General features: G+C 72.8%; 17 protein-coding genes. 6 read left to right on the forward strand and 11 right to left on the reverse strand.

Going from position 1 to position 18,382, the window contains the following annotated elements; all coding sequences use genetic code 11:
• The first annotated feature begins 34 nt into the window (after window positions 1-34).
• Entirely contained in the window at window positions 35-2,428 is a 2,394-nt protein-coding gene (locus tag HII36_RS13205; protein ID WP_173523429.1) for a polysaccharide lyase 8 family protein, read from the forward strand.
• 82 nt (window positions 2,429-2,510) lie between these two features.
• On the opposite strand, the gene HII36_RS13210 is transcribed toward HII36_RS13205, so the two are convergent.
• The 8 genes from HII36_RS13210 to HII36_RS13245 all read right to left on the reverse strand — a co-directional run bounded on the left by HII36_RS13210 (window position 2,511) and on the right by HII36_RS13245 (window position 11,119).
• A complete protein-coding gene (locus tag HII36_RS13210; protein ID WP_173523430.1) occupies window positions 2,511-3,389 on the reverse strand; it encodes a DNA-3-methyladenine glycosylase family protein in 879 nt (292 codons plus the stop codon).
• A gap of 89 nt (window positions 3,390-3,478) precedes the next feature.
• On the reverse strand, window positions 3,479-3,946 hold the full coding sequence (locus tag HII36_RS13215; RefSeq protein WP_173523431.1) for a hypothetical protein: 468 nt from the start codon (window positions 3,944-3,946) through the stop codon (window positions 3,479-3,481).
• A gap of 42 nt (window positions 3,947-3,988) precedes the next feature.
• Entirely contained in the window at window positions 3,989-5,113 is a 1,125-nt protein-coding gene (locus tag HII36_RS13220; RefSeq protein WP_173523432.1) for an ABC transporter ATP-binding protein, read from the reverse strand.
• A complete protein-coding gene (locus HII36_RS13225) occupies window positions 5,110-6,858 on the reverse strand; it encodes an ABC transporter permease (RefSeq protein ID WP_173523433.1) in 1,749 nt (582 codons plus the stop codon). Before HII36_RS13225 ends, HII36_RS13220 begins: the two co-directional genes overlap by 4 nt.
• A 65-nt stretch (window positions 6,859-6,923) precedes the next feature.
• Window positions 6,924-7,985 carry an ABC transporter substrate-binding protein gene (locus tag HII36_RS13230; RefSeq protein WP_173523434.1) on the reverse strand — a complete coding sequence of 354 codons (1,062 nt, stop codon included), beginning with the start codon at window positions 7,983-7,985 and terminating at the stop codon, window positions 6,924-6,926.
• A 103-nt stretch (window positions 7,986-8,088) separates the two neighbouring features.
• Window positions 8,089-8,781 (reverse strand): response regulator transcription factor, encoded by a 693-nt coding sequence (locus tag HII36_RS13235; RefSeq protein WP_173523435.1) that lies wholly within the window; start codon window positions 8,779-8,781, stop codon window positions 8,089-8,091.
• Window positions 8,778-9,704 (reverse strand): sensor histidine kinase, encoded by a 927-nt coding sequence (locus HII36_RS13240; protein ID WP_173523436.1) that lies wholly within the window; start codon window positions 9,702-9,704, stop codon window positions 8,778-8,780. Before HII36_RS13240 ends, HII36_RS13235 begins: the two co-directional genes overlap by 4 nt.
• Window positions 9,705-9,784: 80 nt before the next feature.
• Complete coding sequence (locus tag HII36_RS13245; protein ID WP_236003449.1) at window positions 9,785-11,119, reverse strand: MFS transporter; 1,335 nt, start codon at window positions 11,117-11,119, stop codon at window positions 9,785-9,787.
• A gap of 118 nt (window positions 11,120-11,237) precedes the next feature.
• Here HII36_RS13245 and HII36_RS13250 point away from each other — a divergent pair, with 118 nt between their 5' ends.
• Window positions 11,238-12,719, forward strand: coding sequence for a cobyric acid synthase (locus tag HII36_RS13250; RefSeq protein ID WP_173523438.1), 1,482 nt, complete (start codon window positions 11,238-11,240; stop codon window positions 12,717-12,719).
• Between the two features lie 88 nt (window positions 12,720-12,807).
• Complete coding sequence (locus tag HII36_RS13255) at window positions 12,808-13,266, forward strand: hypothetical protein (RefSeq protein ID WP_173523439.1); 459 nt, start codon at window positions 12,808-12,810, stop codon at window positions 13,264-13,266.
• A 7-nt stretch (window positions 13,267-13,273) separates the two neighbouring features.
• Here the strand turns inward: HII36_RS13255 and HII36_RS13260 are convergent, their stop codons facing one another.
• The 3 genes from HII36_RS13260 to HII36_RS13270 all read right to left on the reverse strand — a co-directional run bounded on the left by HII36_RS13260 (window position 13,274) and on the right by HII36_RS13270 (window position 15,558).
• Complete coding sequence (locus tag HII36_RS13260; RefSeq protein WP_173523440.1) at window positions 13,274-13,570, reverse strand: hypothetical protein; 297 nt, start codon at window positions 13,568-13,570, stop codon at window positions 13,274-13,276.
• Window positions 13,571-13,704: 134 nt separating this feature from the next.
• Window positions 13,705-14,691 (reverse strand): 1-acyl-sn-glycerol-3-phosphate acyltransferase, encoded by a 987-nt coding sequence (locus HII36_RS13265; RefSeq protein WP_236003450.1) that lies wholly within the window; start codon window positions 14,689-14,691, stop codon window positions 13,705-13,707.
• A gap of 54 nt (window positions 14,692-14,745) precedes the next feature.
• Window positions 14,746-15,558, reverse strand: coding sequence for a patatin-like phospholipase family protein (locus tag HII36_RS13270; RefSeq protein ID WP_173523442.1), 813 nt, complete (start codon window positions 15,556-15,558; stop codon window positions 14,746-14,748).
• A 99-nt stretch (window positions 15,559-15,657) separates the two neighbouring features.
• Between HII36_RS13270 and HII36_RS13275 the strand changes: the two genes are divergently transcribed.
• From HII36_RS13275 to HII36_RS13285, 3 genes are read left to right on the forward strand one after another with little or no spacing between them, the layout of a single operon-like run.
• The gene (locus HII36_RS13275; protein WP_173523443.1) at window positions 15,658-16,569 is read left to right on the forward strand and encodes an ABC transporter ATP-binding protein; all 912 of its coding nucleotides are present in this window, start codon (window positions 15,658-15,660) and stop codon (window positions 16,567-16,569) included.
• A complete protein-coding gene (locus HII36_RS13280) occupies window positions 16,547-17,338 on the forward strand; it encodes an ABC transporter permease subunit (RefSeq protein WP_173523444.1) in 792 nt (263 codons plus the stop codon). The genes HII36_RS13275 and HII36_RS13280 overlap by 23 nt, the downstream gene beginning before the upstream one ends.
• Complete coding sequence (locus HII36_RS13285; protein ID WP_173523445.1) at window positions 17,338-18,378, forward strand: PucR family transcriptional regulator; 1,041 nt, start codon at window positions 17,338-17,340, stop codon at window positions 18,376-18,378. The genes HII36_RS13280 and HII36_RS13285 overlap by 1 nt, the downstream gene beginning before the upstream one ends.
• Window positions 18,379-18,382 lie beyond the last annotated feature (4 nt).

Raw genomic sequence — 18,382 nt, forward strand, 5'->3', positions numbered from 1 at the left:
TCTGCGTGCATCCCCCCACGTTGCAGGAGAGAGCATGCCGTCCATTCGTCCAGGACGCCGGGCCTTCCTCGGCACGCTGGCCGCAGGCGCCGGCGCGGCGCTGCTCGGCGGCACCCCGGCCGCCGCCGACACGGCCACCCCCGCCACTGCCACCCCCGCCACCAATGCCGCCGCTCCCACGCCCGAGACGTACGCCGCGCTGCGCGCCAAGGCCGCCGCGCTCATCACCGGAGTCCCCTTCGACCCGGCGGACCCCGCCTTCGCCGCGCCGCTGGCCAGGCTGAACGCCGCCGCCACCGAGCTGCGCGCCGGACTGAACACCGCCGCGGGCCGCACCTCGCTCTGGGCCGACCTGCCGCTGACCGGCGTGTCCGGCGACATCGCGAGCAGCTACCAGCGGCTGCGCACCCTGGCCGTCGCCTGGGCCACGCCCGGCTCGGCCCTGCACGGCGACGACACGCTGACCGCCGACCTACTCGGCGGGCTCGACTTCCTCCACGCCCGCGCCTACAACGAGTCCAAGCGCGAGACCGGCAACTGGTGGCACTGGGAGATCGGCGCGCCCCGGGCGCTGATGGACACCTGCGTCCTCATGCACGAGGTGATCAGCGATACGCAGCGGGCCGCCTGGATCAGGGCCGTCGACCGGTTCTGCCCCAACCCGGACCGCCGTACCAACCTCGCGAACTTCGCCGAGACCGGCGCGAACCGGGCGGACAAGGCGCTGATCGTGGCGCTGCGCGGCGCGGTCGGCGACGAGCCGGCCAAGCTGGCGCTCGCCCGCGACGGCCTGTCCGACGTGCGCGACGGCGGCCGGCGCACCCTGTTCGGCTACGTCAGCTCGGGCGACGGCTACTACGCCGACGGCTCGTTCATCCAGCACGACGTGGTGGCCTACACCGGCTCGTACGGCGTGGTGCTGCTGCAGTCGGTCAGCGCCGTGCTCGGCCTGCTCGGCGGCTCGCCCTGGCAGGTCACCGACCCGGCCGTGGCCGTCGTGCTCGACGCGGTCGAACGCACCTACGCGCCGTGGATCCACGACGGCCTGATGATGGACAGCGTGCGCGGCCGGGCGGTGTCACGGCAGTTCAACCGCGACTCCGACGCCGGACGCGACACCGTGGACGCCATCCTGCAACTCGCCGCCGGCGCGCCCGAGCCGTACGCCACCCGGTTCCGCTGCCTGGCCAAGGGCTGGATCGAGCGGGGTGAGTTCCTGGCGAGCGCCGGGATCGCCGCCACCGCCAGGGCCGGCGCCGTGCTCGCCGACGCCCGGCTCACCCCGGTGCCCAGGCCCACCGCGCACCACGTGTTCGCGGCCATGGACCGGGTCGTGCACCGCCGTCCGGGCTGGTCGATGGCGCTCAGCCTGTCGTCGAGACGCATCGCCATGTACGAGTGCGGCAACGGCGAGAACTACCGGGCCTGGTACCAGGGCGACGGCGTCACCTACCTGCACACCGACACCGGGCACTACGCCGACGACTACTGGCCGACGGTGAACTCCTACCGGCTGCCTGGCACCACCGTCGACACCAGGCACCGCGACCCGGCGGTCTCGTCCGGCGGCACCGGCACGTTCCGCCCGGCCAACGCCTGGGCCGGCGGCGTCGCGGCGGGCACGTACGGGCTGGCGAGCCTCGACCTGATGGCGGCGGGCACCACGCTGCGGGCCAGGAAGAGCTGGGTGTTCCTGGACGACGCGGTGGTCTGCCTGGGCGCGGGCATCACCAGCGGCGACGGCCGCCCGATCGAGACGGTCGTGGAGAACCGGGGCACCACCGCCGAGCTGACCACCGGCCAGGACGGACGCTGGGCGCACCTCGACGGCGTCGGCGGCTACGTCTTCCCGTCCGGTTCGAGCGGGCTGCGCACGCTGCGCGAGCGGCGTGCCGACAGCTGGCGGGCGATCAACGACGGCGCCTCGACTGGCGGCGGGAACGGGCAGGTGGCACGCGACTACGTCACGCTCTGGCTGGACCACGGCGCGAACCCGGCGAACGCGGCCTACGCCTACATCCTGCTGCCGACCGCGAGCCTGGCGCAGACCGAGGCGTTCGACCGGGCCGAGGTGCTGGCCAACACCGCCGAGGTGCAGGCCGTGCGCGCGCACGGCAGATCGGTCGGCCGGGGCGTCCTGCTCGCGGCCACGTTCTGGGCGGCGGGCGCGGCGGGCGGCGTGACCGCGAGCGCGCCGTGCGCGGTGCTGGTCAGGCAGGCGGCCGGCCGGATCACGGTGGCGGTCTCCGACCCGGGCCGTACGGTGAGCGGCGTGACCGTCACGCTCGACCACCCGGCGCACCGCCTGATCGCGGCCGACCCGACGGTCACCGTGGTGCCGGGGGAGCGCCCGGCGATCACGGTGAACCTGGCCGGGTCGCGCGGCCGTACGCACACCGCCGAACTGGCGGTCGGCCGCGGCGCCTGATCAGCGCGGGTTCCGGCGCGGGGCCGATCAGCGCGGGTTCCGGCGCGGGCCCGATCAGCGCGGACTCCGCCGGGGCGCCTGGTCAGCGCGGGTTCTGATACCCGGTGGCGCGGAACAGGAAGGAGGCCCACGAGCGGTAGGGCCGCCAGGCGTCGGCCAGCTTCCGGTAGGCGGCCGGCGTGGCGTCGTCGGGCAGCCCGTAGACCTCGCGCAGGATCCCGAACAGGCGCGGCTCGTCGCCGGGGAACGCGTCGGGCGCGCCCGCGCCGCGGATCAGGATCAGCCCGGCGGAGAACGGCCCCACGCCGGGCAGGGCCCGCAGCTCGGCCAGGGCGTCGTCGGGGTCGAGCGAGCGCAGGTGCTCGGCGGTGAGCACGCCGTCGAGCGCCGCCTGGGCCAGGCCGCGCACCCACTCCTCCTTCTGCGCGGGCAGGCCGAGCCCGTCGGCGTCGAGCAGTGACACCGGCGGCGGGAAGGCGGTGTATTCGTGCCCGTCGACGGTGACCCGCGCGCCGTAGCGGTCGGCGATGCGCTGCTTGATGCGGGCCGCGATGTGCATCGACGAGCGCTGCACGATCACCGCCCAGCACGCCGCCTCCCACGGGCTCCAGAAGCACACCGGACGCAGCCCCGGCCGCAGCCGCTGCACGTCGCCGAGCACCGGATCGGCCGCGCCGAGCGCGGCGAAGCCGGCGCCGTCGACGTCGAGCGACAGGATGCGCGCCACCTCGCCCCGGATCGCCGGGCCCGCCGGCCGCGTGGTGACGACCTCGACCCCGCCCGGCGCGGCGGTCACGCTCACGCCGATCGGCCGCCAGTCGGACTCGGCGCAATAGGCGAAACGCAGCGTGCGCCCGTCGGAGGGCAGCGCGCTGGTGGCCGGCCAGTCTTCGACGAAACGCAGCATGGCGCCGAAGTCGAACGGCCCCTTCGCGGCCAGCGTGAATGCGTGCGTGCTCATGGCCGTCATGGTAGGAGGCCGGTACGACCGTTCTGGACGCGGAAGGTCACCGGCAGCCGGCAGGAACGCCGACCGGCGACACTGCCGGGTCAGTCCGGCGGCGTCGTGCGGCGGGCCACGCGCAGGCTCGCCAGCAGGGCCAGCGCGCTGAGGAAGTAGAACGGCGCGAGGAAGAACTGCTCACCCATCCCGGCGCTGTCCGCGTGCTCCAGCGCGCTCATCCCGACCCAGCCGCTGATCACGCCGTACGCGGCCAGCAGCCCGGCCGCCCACCGGGTGGCCGGGCGAGTGTGCCGGTCGGGCAGAGCGAACACCACCGCGAGCACCAGCACGACCAGCCCGGACGACCCGACGAACTCGAACCACTGCTGGGCGAGCGGCGGATCGAAGTAGCCGTCGGCCACCTGCACGCTGCCCACCACGAACGCGTGCTCCCACTCGTCCTCGGCCATGGGCGGGCTGGGGAGCCGGAGGTCGAGCAGCCGGGGGAGCGCGGCCAGGGCCAGCGCCAGCAACCGCAGTGAGGTGGCTGAGCGCCACCGGTCCCACCGTTCCATCCGCACTCCCGCCGGCCGATCCGCCCCGATGACCCGTCGAGACTACTGCGCTTTGGTCAACACGTACGCCCGAGCCGGATCGGCGGTGACGGTGACGTTCGTGCCCTCGGCCAGCAGGCCCTGCGGATCAGGCCCGGGCACGGTCACCGACAGCGTTCCTGCGCGCGTCTCCACCTCGTAGTCCACGCTGTGCCCGTGGAAGGTGGCGCGCAGCACCGACCCGGTGCCGCCGTCCCCGGCCGGGGCCAGGGAGAGCGTCTCCGGCCGGAGCATCAGGTAGGCGGGGGAGTTCGGGCGCACCTCGGGGTGCGCGGGCACGGTCATCGGCCGGCCGAGCGCGGTCACCGCCGCGCCCGTGTCGTCCACGCGCTCGGGCACGACCTCGACGAAGTTGGCCCGGCCGATGAAGTCGGCCACGAACACGGTGGCCGGCCTGAAGTAGATGTCGGCCGGGGTGGCCACCTGCTCGATGCGGCCCTGGTTCATCACCACCACCCGGTCCGACAGGGTCATGGCCTCGTCCTGGTCGTGGGTGACGTACAGGCTGGTGATGCCGAGCCTGCGCTGGATCCTGCGGATCTCGGCGCGCATGGCGCCGCGCAGCTTGGCGTCCAGGTTCGACAGCGGCTCGTCGAAGAGCAGCACCTTGGGCTGGACGACCAGCGCGCGGGCCAGCGCCACCCGCTGCTGCTGGCCACCGGACAGCTCGTGCGGGCTGCGGTCGGCCAGACCGACCAGGTTCATGCTGGTCAGCGCGATACGCAGGGCGGTGTCCGTCTCGTCCTTGCCGCGGTGCCTGGTACGCAGCCCGTACGCGATGTTCTCGCCCACGGTGAGGTGCGGGAACAGCGCGTAGCTCTGGAACACCATGGCCATCGGCCGGCGCTGCGGCGGCAGCGCGTCGATCACCTGGCCGTCGAGCCTGACGTGGCCGTGCGTGGCGGTCTCAAGCCCGGCCACGATGCGCAGCGTGGTGGTCTTGCCGCAGCCGGACGGCCCGAGCAGGGTGATGAACTCGCCGGGCGCCACGTCGAGCGTGACCGCGTCGACCGCGACGACCGGGTCGGAGCCGCGCGCCGCGTGGAAGGCCTTGGTGAGCCGGTCGAGGTGGAGCCGGCCCGGCCGGGTCTCCGCGCGGTTCTGGGGTTGCCAGGTGACGGCCGTCATCCGCCCTGCCTTTCCGAAGAGACTCTGTGCAGCGTGGGGGCCCGGCCGACGATCAGCCTGATGACCCCGAACCCGGCCAGCACCAGCGCGGTCAGCACGGTGCAGTAGGCGAAGGCGACGCCGTAGCGGCCGGTGTTGGCGGCGCTGAGAATCTGCGAGGTGATGATGCTGGTGCCGGGCGTGACCAGCAGGATGATCGTCGAGATCGAGGTCATGCAGCGGGCGAAGCCGTAGCCGAGCCCGGTGAGCAGGGCCGGCCGGATCAGCGGCAGCGTGACCCGGCGGAACGTGCGCAGCGGCCCCGCGCCCAGGTCCGCCGACGCCTCCTCCAGGCTGGGGTGCAGCTGCGACAGCGCCGCCGTCCCGGTACGCAGCCCCGCGGGCACGGACCGGATGATGTACGCCAGCACGATCGCGACCGCGCCGCCGCCGACCGCGCCGCCGCCCACGATTCCCGGCACGACCAGCCAGTCGCCCACGTACCGGTCCGGACGGTAGGCCAGCAGGTAGCCGATGCCGAGCACGGTCCCCGGCACGGCCACGCCGAGCGTGCCCGCCAGGTCGAGCCAGCCTCCGGCCCTGGGCAGGTGCCGGACCGCGAGCCAGGCGATCACCAGCCCGGACACCCCGGCCACCGGCGTCGCGATCGCGGCCAGCAGCGTGGTGTCCTTCAGCGCCTCGCGCCCGACGCCGAGCAGCACCTCGCGCAGGTGCTCGAAGGTCAGCGCGTAGTCGACGCCGAACACCCGGGTGATCCCGCCGGCCACCACGGTGCCGTACACGGCGACGATGACCAGCGCCACCAGCACGGCCAGCGCGTAGACGGGCCAGCGCACCCAGCTCGTGACCAGGTGCACGCTGCCGGACGGCCGCCCGGTGACGGTGGCCCGGACCTTCCTGCTCAGCCAGTATCGCTGCGCGGCGAACACGCCGAGCGCGGGCACCAGCAGGATCAGGCTGTAGACGGCCGCGCTGGTGGTGTCGTACTCGCCGGTGACGGCCAGGTACGCGCGGCCGGCCAGCACGGTGTGGTCCCCGCCGAGCACGAGCGGATTGGCCAGGTCGGCGATGGCCTCCACGAACAGCAGCAGGAACGGCGCCGCGAGCCCCGGCGCGAGCAGCGGCAACATCACCGTGCGGAACACCCGCCAGCGGGAGGCGCCCATGGTCATGGCGGCCTCCTCCATGGCCGGGTCCAGGCCCCGCATCATGCCGAGCAGGCCCAGGTAGGCCACCGGGAAGAGCGACAGCGACAGGACGAACACCAGCCCGTCGAGCCCGTAGATGTCGTAGGAGAGGCCGAACAGGCCGTGCGTCACCAGGCCGCGCCGGCCGAACAGCACGATCGTGGCCGTGGCCACCGCGAACGGCGGGCTGACCACCGGCACCAGCGCGATGACGTGCAGCACCCGCTTGCCCGGCACGTCCAGCCTGGTCTGGGTGAACGCGAACAGGAACCCGATCGCGGTGCCGCACAGCCCGGTCAGCACGCCGAGCACCAGCGTGTTCCACAGGATGCGCAGGCCGACGGCGGAGGTGAAGAAGCGCACGTAGTGCGGCATGGCCTCGCCCGACAGCGCCGCGCTCAGCACCGCGGTGAGCGGGACGACGCTCCCCGCGACCACGAGCACGACGCAGCCGGCGATGGCCAGCACGACCACCGGCTCGCGGCGCCGGCGGCGCGGCGCGGCCGGCGGCGACTCGGCGGCCGGCGGTGATTCCGAAGAGGGCAGCACAGTGGTCATGAACGTTCTCCCCGCTGGTGAACCGGCCCGGGCGACGGGCCCCTGTATCGCCGCCCGGGCCGGGGTCAGGATTTCGGTGCCTGCGCGACCTCGGCGTCGAAACGCCTGATCAGGTCGCTCTTGAGCGCGCCGGCCGCGGCCGCGTCGTAGTCGATGAGCTTGACCGCGGACAGGTCCACGGCCTTGTCGGACCGCTTGGCCTTCGGGTTGGTCGGCGCCTGGTACGACCGGACGGTCGGCCCGATCTCCTGCGCCGCCGGGGTGAGCGCCCAGTCGATGTACTTCTTCGCGGCGGCCGGCGACGGCCCGCCCTTGATCAGCGCGACGCCGCCCACCTCGTAGCCCGTGCCCTCGGTGGGGAACGTGACGGTCAGGTCGGTGAACCCCTGCTCCCTGGTGGCCACGCAGTCGTGGGAGAAGACGACGCCCACGCCGATCTCGCCCCTGGCGACCTGCTGCGCGGGCGCGGCCCCCGACTTGCTGTACTGCAGCACGTTGGGGTGCAGCTGCTTCATGTACCGCAACGCCGCGTCCGCCGCGCCGCCGTTCAGCGTGACCTGCGTCCACAGCGCGGTGTACGCGGTGCCGGAGGTGACCGGGTGCGCGATGCCGACGTTCTGCTTGAGCGCCGGGTCGAGCAGGCTCTGCCACGAGCGCGGCGCCTGCACCCGCTTCTCGCCGAGCACCCTGGTGTTGTCGCAGAAGCCGAGCACGCCCACGTAGACGCCGGTCCAGCGGCCGTCCGCGTCCTTGTACCTGGCCGGGATGTCGGCCGCGTTCGGCGAGACGTACCGCTCCAGCAGGCCGTGGCCGACCGCCGCCGCGTACCCGTCGGCCGGGCCGCCGTGCCACACGTCGAACTCCGGGTTGTCCCTGGCGGCCAGGATCCTGGCCTGCGCCTCGCCGCTGGACAGGCGGACGAACTCGGCGGCGATCCCGGTCTTGGCGGTGAAGGCCGCGGTCATCGCCGCGCACCACTCCTCGGTCGCGCCGCAGGCGACCGTCACCTTGTTCGGTTCTTCCGTACGCGCCCCGCCGGCCGGGCGGACGCAGCCCGCGCAGACCAGGACGCCGACAGCGGTGAACACCAGAGCCGGACGCAGGCGGCGGCGATGCGGTGAAGCCATGAGATGACCTCCTCGGACGGGCCGTTGGATTCCCGTGATCAGAACCTAGGCCGCGCGGAGGTCATCGCCGGTAACAGGTCGGTGAGGCTTGGTGACGGCGGCGTTACCCGGCCTTTGGATCTTCCGGCATCAGGTAGCCGACGCCGCGCACGGTCTGCACGTATCCGGCGGCGCCCGGCAGCGCGGCCAGCCGGGAGCGCAGCCGGTAGACGGTGCTCTTGACGATGTCGCGGCCGCCGATCAGCTCGGTGGTGCCCCACACCGCGCGCAGCAGGTCGCGCCACGACTGCGGCTGCCCGGCGTACCTGGCCAGGTGGGCGAGCAGCGCGAACTCGGTGTACGGCAGGTCGAGCGGCACCCCGTCGAAGGTGGCGACGCGCTGCCTGGCGTCGATGCCGAGCTTGCCGGCCTTCATGGTGTCCTTCCCGGTGTCCTTGTTCGCCCGCCGGATCAGCGCGGCCGCGCGCAGGGCGACCTCGCGCGGGTGGAACGGCTTGGCCACGTAGTCGTCGGCGCCGCGCTCCAGGCCGGCGATGACGTCCTCGTGCTGGGAGAGCGCGGTGAGCAGGATGATCGGCACGTCCGAGGTGGCCCTGATGCGCTCGCAGACGGTGAGCCCGTCGAGCACGGGCATGAGCACGTCGAGCACGACCAGGTCGACGTGCCGGCGGCTGAGCAGGTTGAGCGCGGTCGCGCCGTCGGGCGCGGTGTGCACGGTGAAACCGTGGGTCTGCAGGGCGAACTCCACGATGGTGCGCATCTGCGGTTCGTCGTCGACGACCAGGACGGTGCTCATGGTGCCCCCTTCGGCAGGGTGAACAGGAACGTGGTGCCGCGCATGGAGGTCGTGTCGACCATGATGGATCCGCCGTGCAGTTCGACGATCGTCTTGGTGATGACCAGCCCGAGCCCGGTGCCGTCGGCCAGCGGCCGCCCGGTGGCGAACCGGTGGAACAGCCGCCGGCGCTGCTCTCTCGTCATTCCCGCGCCGTCGTCGGTGACGTACACCGCGATCCCCGTGTCGATGACCATCACCCGTACATCGATGCTGCCACCTTCGGTGGTGAACCGGCCGGCGTTGGACAGCAGATTGGTGAACGCCTGCGCGACCAGCATCGGGTCGGCCGCGATGAGCGGGGTGACCTGCGGGGTGTCGAGCGTGATGCGCTGGTTCCGCTCGGCGCACAGCGCGCGCATGGCGGTGACCACGTCGCGGGCGACGACCGAGACGTCGATCTTCTCCAGCCGGGGGGTGAAGAGCCCGGCCTCGATCTTGGCCTGGGTGAGCAGGCTCTCGCACAGGCCGATCACCTGGCCGCACTGCTGGTCGACGGTGGTCAGGAAACGTTCCTGGGCGGCGGTGAGCGGGCCGGGGGTGCGTTCGAGCAGCAGGTCGACGCCGCCTTTGATCATGCTGAGCGGGGTGCGCAGCTCGTGGCTGAGCGCGGTCACCTGCTCGGCCCGGCGCTCCACCAGCTCGCCCAGCCTGGTCAGCTCGGCGTTCTGCGCGGCGGCCACGCCGCGCAGCCCGGCCAGGGTCAGCCCCGCGCCGCTGACGAATCCGGCCGCGGTGGCGAGCTCCGGCCACGCGCCGGTGACCAGGGCCGCCGCCGCGCAGGCCGCCGCGGCCACCCCGGCCAGCAGGGGTAATCGCGGCGATCGCGACACGACCCGGCGGGCCAGCCGGTACGGCCCGCCGGAAGGCACCTCTGACGTCATCTCCGCGCCGCCTCTCAGCGAAGGCCATCGGGGTGGCTTGCGGAGGAATTATCGGCGGTGCGGGATCACTCGCGCCATGCTCAGAAGCGGGCGGCGTCCAGCACCTTCTGGGCGTCGCGCTCGAACGAGGCCCGCGCGCCCAGCGTGAGCAGGCCGCCGGCCACCATGGGGACGATCAGCAGGTACATGCCGGCCGTGAGCGAGCCGAACCCGTCCGAGGCCGCGCCGACCACCAGCGACCCGAACGCGGCGCCCAGCGTGGTGAGCAGTTGCAGGACGGCGAAGCCCATGCCGCGCACGCCGGCCGGGACCACGTCGGCCAGGCAGGCCGTCATGTTCGGGATGGCCAGCGACATCAGGCAGCAGGCGAGCAGCGTCAGCACGGTGAGCCAGGTGACGGAGTCCATGGCCAGCGCCACGGCCAGCACGGCGGAGCCGGCGGTGATGCCGCCGCCGCCGGCCAGCAGCCGGCCGCCCTTGCGGGTGCCGTGCCACTTGCGGCCCAGCCACGAGCCGGCCAGGGTGCCGATCAGCGTGCCCGCGATGGTGATCAGCCCGGTCAGGGAGGCCGCCGACCCGGTGCCCACGCCGTAGGCGCGGACCATGAGCATGGGCAGCCAGTAGAAGATGCCGGCCAGGCCGAGCGTGAGCAGGGAGAGCCCGGCGCAGACGAACACCAGGCTCGGCACGGTCAGCACCCGGAGCAGCTGTGGCAGGAAGGTGGCCCTGGTGATCTTGGGGTGCGCGGGGGCGGGGGCGGGCGCGGCGCCCGGCTGGGCGAGCGCCACCTGCCTGTCCAGCTCGCCGCGCGCGGGCTCGCGCAGGAACCAGACCAGCAGCGCCGTCAGCAGGCCGGGGACGACCATGATGTAGAAGGCGACGCGCCAGTCGTCGAAGGTGTCGGCCAGCACGCCGCCGAGCATCGTGCCCAGGCCGCCGAGGTAGGTGGTGACCCGGGTCAGGCCGTAGGCCTTGGCGCGGGTGATCGGCGGGTAGTAGTCGGCCAGCAGGCTGCCCGAGGCCGGGTTGTCGATGGTCTCCGCGGCGGCCAGCAGCACGCGCATCAGGTAGAACATCACGAACCCGGTGGCCAGCCCGGAGCCGAGGGTGGCGATGGCCCAGACGAAGACCACCACCGCGATGATGCGGGTGCGGTTGAGCCTGTCGGCGAGGTATCCGGCGGGCAGCGCGACGAGCACGCCGGCCAGGGCCGCGGCGGTGGGGATCGAGCCGAGCGTGGTGTCGCTCAGCGCCCACTCGGTCTTCAGTTCGGGGAGCACGCCCGCCAGCAGGTTGTGCTCGATGCGGTCGACGAGTCCGACGATGAAGAGCACGACCAGTGGCGCCCAGCCGAACGGCGCCCTGGTCCGCGCGTCGATGGCGCCGGCGCGCGGAGAACCCAACGTCCCGACCATGCCCATCCTTCCAGTAGGAAAATCTAGAATGCTGTTCTAGGCATCCGTTCTAGCCAGAGTGGCAGAAGTCACAGATTTCGTAAATGGGTGATTTTTCGCGAGATGTAGCCTGATCCGCATGAACGGGGCGTTGCTGGTGGCGGGAACCACGTCGGACGCGGGCAAGAGCGTGGTGACCGCGGGAATCTGCCGCTGGCTGGCCCGCCGGGGCGTCCGCGTCGCGCCGTACAAGGCGCAGAACATGTCGCTCAACTCGTACGTCACCGCAGGCGGCGCCGAGATCGGCCGGGCCCAGGCCATGCAGGCGCAGGCCGCCGGGCTCGAACCCGTCGCCGACATGAACCCGATCCTGCTCAAGCCGGGCAGCGACCGGCGCAGCCAGGTCGTGCTACTCGGCCGGCCGGTCGCCGACGTGGACGCCATGGAGTACGGCGAGCTACGCGACCTGCTGCGCGCCACCGCGCTGGAGTCGCTGGAGCGGCTCAGGAAGCAGTACGACGTGGTCGTCTGCGAGGGCGCGGGCAGCCCGGCCGAGATCAACCTGCGCCGGGGCGACATCGCGAACATGGGGCTGGCCAGGGCCGCGAACCTGCCGGTGATCGTGGTCGGGGACATCGACCGCGGCGGCGTGTTCGCCTCCTTCTACGGCACGGTCGGCCTGCTGGAGCCCGCCGACCAGGCCCTCATCTCCGGATTCGTGGTGAACAAGTTCCGCGGCGCGCTCGAACTGCTCGAACCCGGCCTCGACCAGCTGCGCCGCCTGACCGGGCGCGCGGTCTACGGGGTGCTGCCCTGGCTGGACGGGCTCTGGCTGGACGTCGAGGACTCCCTGGCCCTGGACAGCCGCGCGGTCGTGCGCGGGCGGCCGTACGGGCGGCAGACGCTGCGGGTGTCCGTGGTGCGCCTGCCGCGCATCTCGAACTTCACCGACCTGGACGCCCTGGCCGCCGAGCCCGGCGTGGTGGTGCGCTTCGTCACCGACCCGGCCGAACTGGACGACGCCGACCTGGTCGTCCTGCCCGGCTCCCGCGCCACCGTCGCCGACCTGGCCTGGCTGCGCGCGAGCGGCATTGCCGGGGCGCTGCTGGAGCGGCGCGGGCCGGTGCTCGGCATCTGCGGCGGCTTCCAGATGCTGGCCAGGGAGATCGTGGACGAGGTCGAATCGGGCGCCGGCCGGGTGGACGGGCTCGGGCTGCTGCCCGTGCGCGTGCGATTCGACCGGGACAAGCGGCTGGCCCGGCCGGTGGGCGAGGCGTACGGGCAGGTGGTGTCGGCGTACGAGATCCATCACGGGCGGGCGGTGGTCGAGGGCGGCGAGCCGTTCCTCGACGGCTGCCGGGTGCGCGACGTCTGGGGCACCACCTGGCACGGGGCCATGGAGAACGACGGCTTCCGCCGCGCGTTCCTGGCCGACGTGGCCGCCCGCGCGGGCCGCGACTTCACGCCCGCGCCCGACACCGACTTCGCCAGGCTCAGGGAGGAGCGGCTGGACGCGCTCGGCGACCTGGTGGAGCGCCACCTCGACACCGACGCGCTGCTCCGCCTCATCGAAGACGGCCCGCCCGCCGTGCCGGTGCTCCCGCCCGGCGCCCCCGCCTGACGCCCCCGCCTGATGGGGCGCTTGCCCGTCGGGCGCCCGAGCCGCCAGGATCTAGGCGATCACAACCGCCCACGGTGAGGGAACGACGATGGCATCGAACGTCTTCGGGATGGTCGCCGTGATCGCGGTGATCGTGGGCGTGGTGTTGTTCCTCAGGCTGAGGCGGCGGCCGGAGACCCGGGTCGGGGCGTACGCGGGAGCCGGGATCTTATTCCTAGCCGCGGGGATGCTGGCGCTGGGCCACTTCTCGTTCGCGGGCCTGGAGTCGGCCATGCTGAGCACGTTCTCGGCGGCCGAGCGCGCGGCGGCGCTGCCCTGCGAGGCCGCGGTCCTGACCGCCGAGAACACCGAGAACAAGCTCAACGGGCGCTACGTCTGGTGGCTGAAGCTCCGGGTGACGCCCCGGTCCGGCGGCGCGTACGAGATCGAGCGCGCCGCCCGTCCCGCCCGGGCCATGGAGGACCGCCTGGAGCGGGGCGGCGTCGTGCTGCCGTGCCTGGTGGCGCCGGACGACCCGGCCAGGATCGAGATCGCCGCCATCGGCTGAGCGTGGGTCAGGGGATGTAGTAGAGGAAGTAGTAGCCGGCCGGGCGGTACCGGTCGCCGTTGTACCAGCGGCAGGGCGCGAGGCCGGTGTACTGGCCGTTCTGGGCCTCGTCCGTGAAGGCCGCCCGGCAGTCGGCCAAGGTGGCGTAGTGGCTGGACCAGTACCAGTCGGGCGGCAGCGGCGAGAGCGCGTGCGCTCCGGCCGGGACGGTCGCGGCGCCGGCGGCGGGCACGGCGCCGGCCAGGACGGCGGCGCCCAGGGCGGTCGCGAGCAGGGCTGCGGCGGGCAGGCTGCGGATCTTCACGGGTCTCCTCGCGGTCGGGTGGGATGACCCCTTCAGATCAGCATTGATCGCCCCGGCTGGGGAGCCACCGGTTTTCCATATTTTCGGGCGTTTGTTCCCATGATGGAAATCGCTTTCTGCCCCGTCCGCCCGGCTCAGGTGCGGGCCATGCGCTGTTCGCCGATCCAGGCGTCGATCCGCTCCCAGTGGTCGAACAGCCAGCGGATCTGCGCCTCGCGCTCCCTGGGCACCTGATCGGCGGGCACCCGCCACCACTTGGCCGTGATCCGCGCGCTGACCGGCAGCTTGCGCCAGACGTCGCCGAGCGTGATGAGGTCGTCCAGGCCGGTGTGGGCGACGAAGACGACGTCGGCCGACGGGCAGGCCTCGATGGCCGCGATCGAGCCGTTCGGCCGGGGCGGCAGCAGATGGTCCATGCCGCGGGCCCGCGACGCCTCCTCGGCCAGCCCCTTCTCCTCCAGCCGCCGGATGGCCAGCCGGCGGCGGCGCGGGGTGAAGTTCCCGCCCTCCGGGAAGATCACCAGCGCGTCGCGTTCGCCCATCGTCGAGGCCAGCCGGCGGATCTCCTCGACCACGCCGCTCTGCGCCGTCCGGCGCGGGACGAAGGCGTTCGGCAGCCGGTTGACGACCACGTCGAGCGAGGGGTCGAACTGCAGGGCGGCCTTCATGACGATGCGCGGCTGCCGCGTATAAAGGGATAAAAGGTGATAAATCAGTAAAAAGGAGTCGCCTGGGCCGGCATGCCGCGCCAACACCACGATGGGCCGCGACAACCGCGCCGCCCGTTCCTCCTCGGTGACCTCCGGCTCCTCGATCTCCACCGTCAACCGGAAGATCCGCACCGCGGCCCCGTACACCTTGGCCAGGAACCACCTGATCAGCCCGTAGTGCCGGGCCTGATGCCGGTCGCGGCCGAACGCGCCCGCCACCCACAACCACAGGCAGGCGATCAGCACGGCCGACTCCAGCGTCAGCCACGCCACCGCGAACCACACGAACCTGGCTCCGCGCCGCTGCGGCGGCGGCAGCCGCAGCGAGGCCGCGGCCGTGACGACGAGCCACAACGGCAGGGTGACCAGCATGAACACGGTCACCACGATGACCAGAGGAGCGAGGATCAACCGCCTGATGATGCGTGGGGGGAGCAACGTCGGCCTCCCTGAAGGGTCTCGCCCTCATCCTCCCCTGGTACGCAGATAGCGGGAAGACGCGGCATAGGCCCGCTCCATGTATTTCGAGATCTGCGACAGATCCCGGTAACGCAGCGGCGACAGCGGCTCGCCCACGCCCGCCGGCATCACGTGCACCTCCACCCCGGGCGGCAGCGCGGCCATCTCCTCGGCGAACCGGTGCCTGCGGGCGATCTCGAAGGCCACCATGCCCACCTCCCACGGCCGCCGCGGCGCGGTCAGCGGCCGCTCGATCCGCCCGACGTGCAGCACGTACACGCGTTTGGCGCCGAGCCGCACGGCCCGGCCCACCGGGATGCTGTGCACCAGGCCGCCGTCGAAGAAGTGCTCGCCGCCGATCACCGCCGGCGGCAGCAGCCCGGGCACCGCGCACGACGCCAGCACCGCCTCCACCAGCGGCCCGCTGGTGAACCAGTGCGCGCTGGCCCGCTCCACCGAGGCCGCCACGCACTGGAACGGCAGCGCCAGGTCCTCGATCAGCGACACCCCCACCGCCGCGCCGAGCGCCTGGCGCAGCGGGCCGATCGGATGCAGGTGGGTGCCGGTCCTGGCCAGTGTGGACAACCTGGTCATCCAGTTGCCGGCGAACGCGGTGCGTACGACGTCGGAGCGCCACAGCTCGGCCAGCCTGGCGACCGCCCCGGCCGGGTCGGCGGCGACGAGCGCGCCGTTCAGCGCCCCGACGGAGGTGCCCACCACCACGTCGGGCTTGATGCCCGCCTCGTCGAGCGCGCGCAGCATGCCCACCTCGTGCGCGCCGAGCACGCCCCCGCCACCGAGCACGAACGCCGTGTCCACCCCCTCATTGTGGTTGCCCGATGCCGGAAGTGAAGCCCGCCGCCACGCTGCCGGAACCTGCCGATGACGAGCCCGCGGTCCCGGCGCGACGATGCCGCCATGACAGCAGTGGTGCAGGCCGAAGGGCTGACCAAGTATTACGGCAGGCGCCGGGGCCTCGAGGACCTGACGCTCGACATCCAACCGGGCGAGATCTTCGGCTACCTGGGGCCGAACGGCGCCGGCAAGACCACCACGATCAGGCTGCTGCTCGACGTGATCAGGCCGACCGGCGGCCAGGTCAGGGTGCTCGGCCTGGACCCGCGCGAGGCGGCGCTGCGCGGCAGGACCGGCTACCTGCCGGGCGAGCTGGCACTGGAGGGCCGCGACCGGGCCAGGGACTACCTGCGCTTCCTCGGCGGCATCAGGGGCGGCGTGCCCGACGGCAGGATCGAGGAGCTGGCCGAGCGGCTGGACGTGGACCTGTCGGTGCAGATCCGCAAGCTCTCCAAGGGCAACAAGCAGAAGGTCGGGCTGATCCAGGCGTTCATGCACGAGCCCGAGTTCCTCATACTCGACGAGCCGACCAGCGGCCTCGACCCGCTGGTGCAGCAGGAGTTCCTGGCCATGGTGCGCGAGGTGCGCACCTCGGGCCGGACCGTGCTGATGTCCTCGCACGTGCTGGCCGAGGTCGAGAGCGTCTCCGACCGGGTCGGCATCGTCCGCGGCGGCCGGCTGGTGGCGGTGGAGAACGTGACCGCGCTGCGCGAGAAGGCGGTGCGCCGGGTGGAGCTGCACTTCGAGTCCCCGGTGCCGCGTGCGGCGTTCGAGGACCTGCCCGGCGTGCGCGAGCTGCGCGTGGAGGGCGCGAGCGTGCGCTGCACGATCGACGGCCGGCCGGACGCGCTGATCAAGGCCGCCGCCCGCTTCACCGTGGTGCACCTGGTCAGCGCCGAACCCGACCTGGAAGAGATCTTCCTGACGTACTACAGCGAGGAGGAGCGGCACCATGTTCGCCAAGAGTCTGCGTGAGTACCGGCGGGCGCTCATCTGGTGGACGATCGGACTGTCCGCCTTCGTCGCCATGTACGTGGGGATCTACGGCAACTTCAAGCAGGACGCGGCGAGCATGGAGGCTCTCGTGTCCGCCAAGTACCCGGGGCTGCTCAGAGACGCGATGGGCGGTTTCCAGGACCTGGCCTCCGGCGCCGGATTCCTGCAGTCGGTGGTCTACCAGCTCTTCGTCCCGCTGCTGTTCGTGGTGCTCGCCACGGTGCTGGCCAACCGGGCGCTGGTGCTCCCCGAGGAATCCGGCACGCTGGAACTGGTGATCACCCTGCCCATCGAGCGCAAGCGGCTGGTGCTCGACCGCTTCGCCGGGCTGCTGGTGTCGCTGCTGGTGGTGGCCGTGGTGACGCTGGCCGTGTTGTGGGCGGTCGGCGAGGCGGTGGAGCTCGGGGTGCCGTTCGGCAACGTGGTGGCCGCGCACCTCGGCGTGTACCTGCTGGCGCTGTTCTTCGGCACGGTGGCGCTGGCCGTCGGCGCGGCCACCGGGCGCAGGCTCTACGCCACCACCGCGGTCGGCGTGTGGGTGGTGATCGGCTACATGGTCGTCACCATCGGCAAGGACGTCGCCGCCGTCTCGTGGCTGAAGTGGGTCTCGCCGTTCCACTACTACGCCGAGGGCCGGCCGGTCTATGAAGGTCTGCCGGTCGGGGACTACCTTGTGCTCGCGGGGGCGACGGCCGTGCTCGCGCTCACCGCGGTCCTCGCCTTCGACAGGCGTGACGTAGGAGTGTGATGACGAGCCCCCGGATGCCCGCTGACCTGCTCGGCGGGCATCTTCACGCGCTGGCGCAGGCCGCCGCGACCGGCCGCATGCCGGACCGCAAGGCGCTCGACGACTACCGCGCGGCCGGCGCCACGGCGGCCGAGCTGGGCGTCCCGCTGCGGGCCCTGGTCGACGCGGCGCTGGCCGCAGGCGAGGGCACGGCGGGCCCCGGGGTGCTCGCCGCCCTGCGCAGGGCGGTGTCCGCGCTGATGGAGGGGTACGAGCAGGCGCAGCTCGCGGCGATCCGCGGCGAGGAGACGGCCCGCAGGGAGTTCGTCGACGACCTGCTGCAGGGCCGCGCCGAGCGGCTGGCCGAGCGGGCCGAGCACTTCGGGCTGCGGCTGGCCGAGTCGTACGTGGTGGCGGTGGCCAGGGGCATGCTCGACGGCTCCGCCGCGGGCGAGGGGGCGGATCCCGGGCGGATCGAGCGCGAGCTGATCGCCCGGTTCGGCTCGCACAACGTGCTGGTGGCGGTGCGCGACGATCTGCTGGTCTGCGTGGCGCCGGCCACGCTGCCGGCCGCAGTGGGGGAGTTCACCCATCACGTACGGGCCCGCTTCCCGGCCGGATGGCGGGTCGGCGTGGGACGTCCGCAGCGCGGCCCCGGCGGCGTGGTGACCTCGTTCAGGGAGGCGGCCGGCGCGCTCGACCTGGCCGACCGGCTGGATCTCAGGGCCGACGTGGTCAAGGCCGCCGACCTGCTGGTCTTCCCGGTGCTGCTGCGTGACAGGAGCGCGATCGAGGACCTGGTGACCAGCGTGCTCAGCCCGCTGCTGCAGGCGCGCGGCGGCCACGAGCCGCTGCTGGAGACGCTGGAGGCGGTCTTCGCCGCGCACGGCAACCAGACCGCGGCGGCGCGCCGGCTGGGGATCAGCACGCGCGCGGTGACGTACCGGATGGAGCGCATCCGCCGCCTGACCGGGTTCTCGCCGGACGATCCCACCCAGCGCTTCACCCTGGAGACGGCGGTGCTGGGCGCCCGCCTGCTGGAGTGGCCCTGGAACTCCTAGACAG

The organism is Nonomuraea antri (assembly GCF_013283785.1).
Taxonomy (GTDB): domain Bacteria; phylum Actinomycetota; class Actinomycetes; order Streptosporangiales; family Streptosporangiaceae; genus Nonomuraea; species Nonomuraea antri.

Excerpts from the sequence above, each read along its gene's own strand:
- HII36_RS13255 (WP_173523439.1), top strand. The coding sequence starts at position 12,808 with ATGGCATCGAACGTCTTCGGGATGGTCGCCGTGATCGCGGTGATCGTG.
- HII36_RS13275 (WP_173523443.1), top strand. The coding sequence starts at position 15,658 with ATGACAGCAGTGGTGCAGGCCGAAGGGCTGACCAAGTATTACGGCAGG.
- HII36_RS13280 (WP_173523444.1), top strand. The coding sequence starts at position 16,547 with ATGTTCGCCAAGAGTCTGCGTGAGTACCGGCGGGCGCTCATCTGGTGG.
- HII36_RS13215 (WP_173523431.1), bottom strand. The coding sequence starts at position 3,946 with ATGGAACGGTGGGACCGGTGGCGCTCAGCCACCTCACTGCGGTTGCTG.
- HII36_RS13230 (WP_173523434.1), bottom strand. The coding sequence starts at position 7,985 with ATGGCTTCACCGCATCGCCGCCGCCTGCGTCCGGCTCTGGTGTTCACC.
- HII36_RS13220 (WP_173523432.1), bottom strand. The coding sequence starts at position 5,113 with ATGACGGCCGTCACCTGGCAACCCCAGAACCGCGCGGAGACCCGGCCG.
- HII36_RS13210 (WP_173523430.1), bottom strand. The coding sequence starts at position 3,389 with ATGAGCACGCACGCATTCACGCTGGCCGCGAAGGGGCCGTTCGACTTC.
- HII36_RS13285 (WP_173523445.1), top strand. The coding sequence starts at position 17,338 with ATGACGAGCCCCCGGATGCCCGCTGACCTGCTCGGCGGGCATCTTCAC.
- HII36_RS13225 (WP_173523433.1), bottom strand. The coding sequence starts at position 6,858 with ATGACCACTGTGCTGCCCTCTTCGGAATCACCGCCGGCCGCCGAGTCG.
- HII36_RS13205 (WP_173523429.1), top strand. The coding sequence starts at position 35 with ATGCCGTCCATTCGTCCAGGACGCCGGGCCTTCCTCGGCACGCTGGCC.
- HII36_RS13250 (WP_173523438.1), top strand. The coding sequence starts at position 11,238 with ATGAACGGGGCGTTGCTGGTGGCGGGAACCACGTCGGACGCGGGCAAG.
- HII36_RS13235 (WP_173523435.1), bottom strand. The coding sequence starts at position 8,781 with ATGAGCACCGTCCTGGTCGTCGACGACGAACCGCAGATGCGCACCATC.
- HII36_RS13240 (WP_173523436.1), bottom strand. The coding sequence starts at position 9,704 with ATGACGTCAGAGGTGCCTTCCGGCGGGCCGTACCGGCTGGCCCGCCGG.
- HII36_RS13245 (WP_236003449.1), bottom strand. The coding sequence starts at position 11,119 with ATGGTCGGGACGTTGGGTTCTCCGCGCGCCGGCGCCATCGACGCGCGG.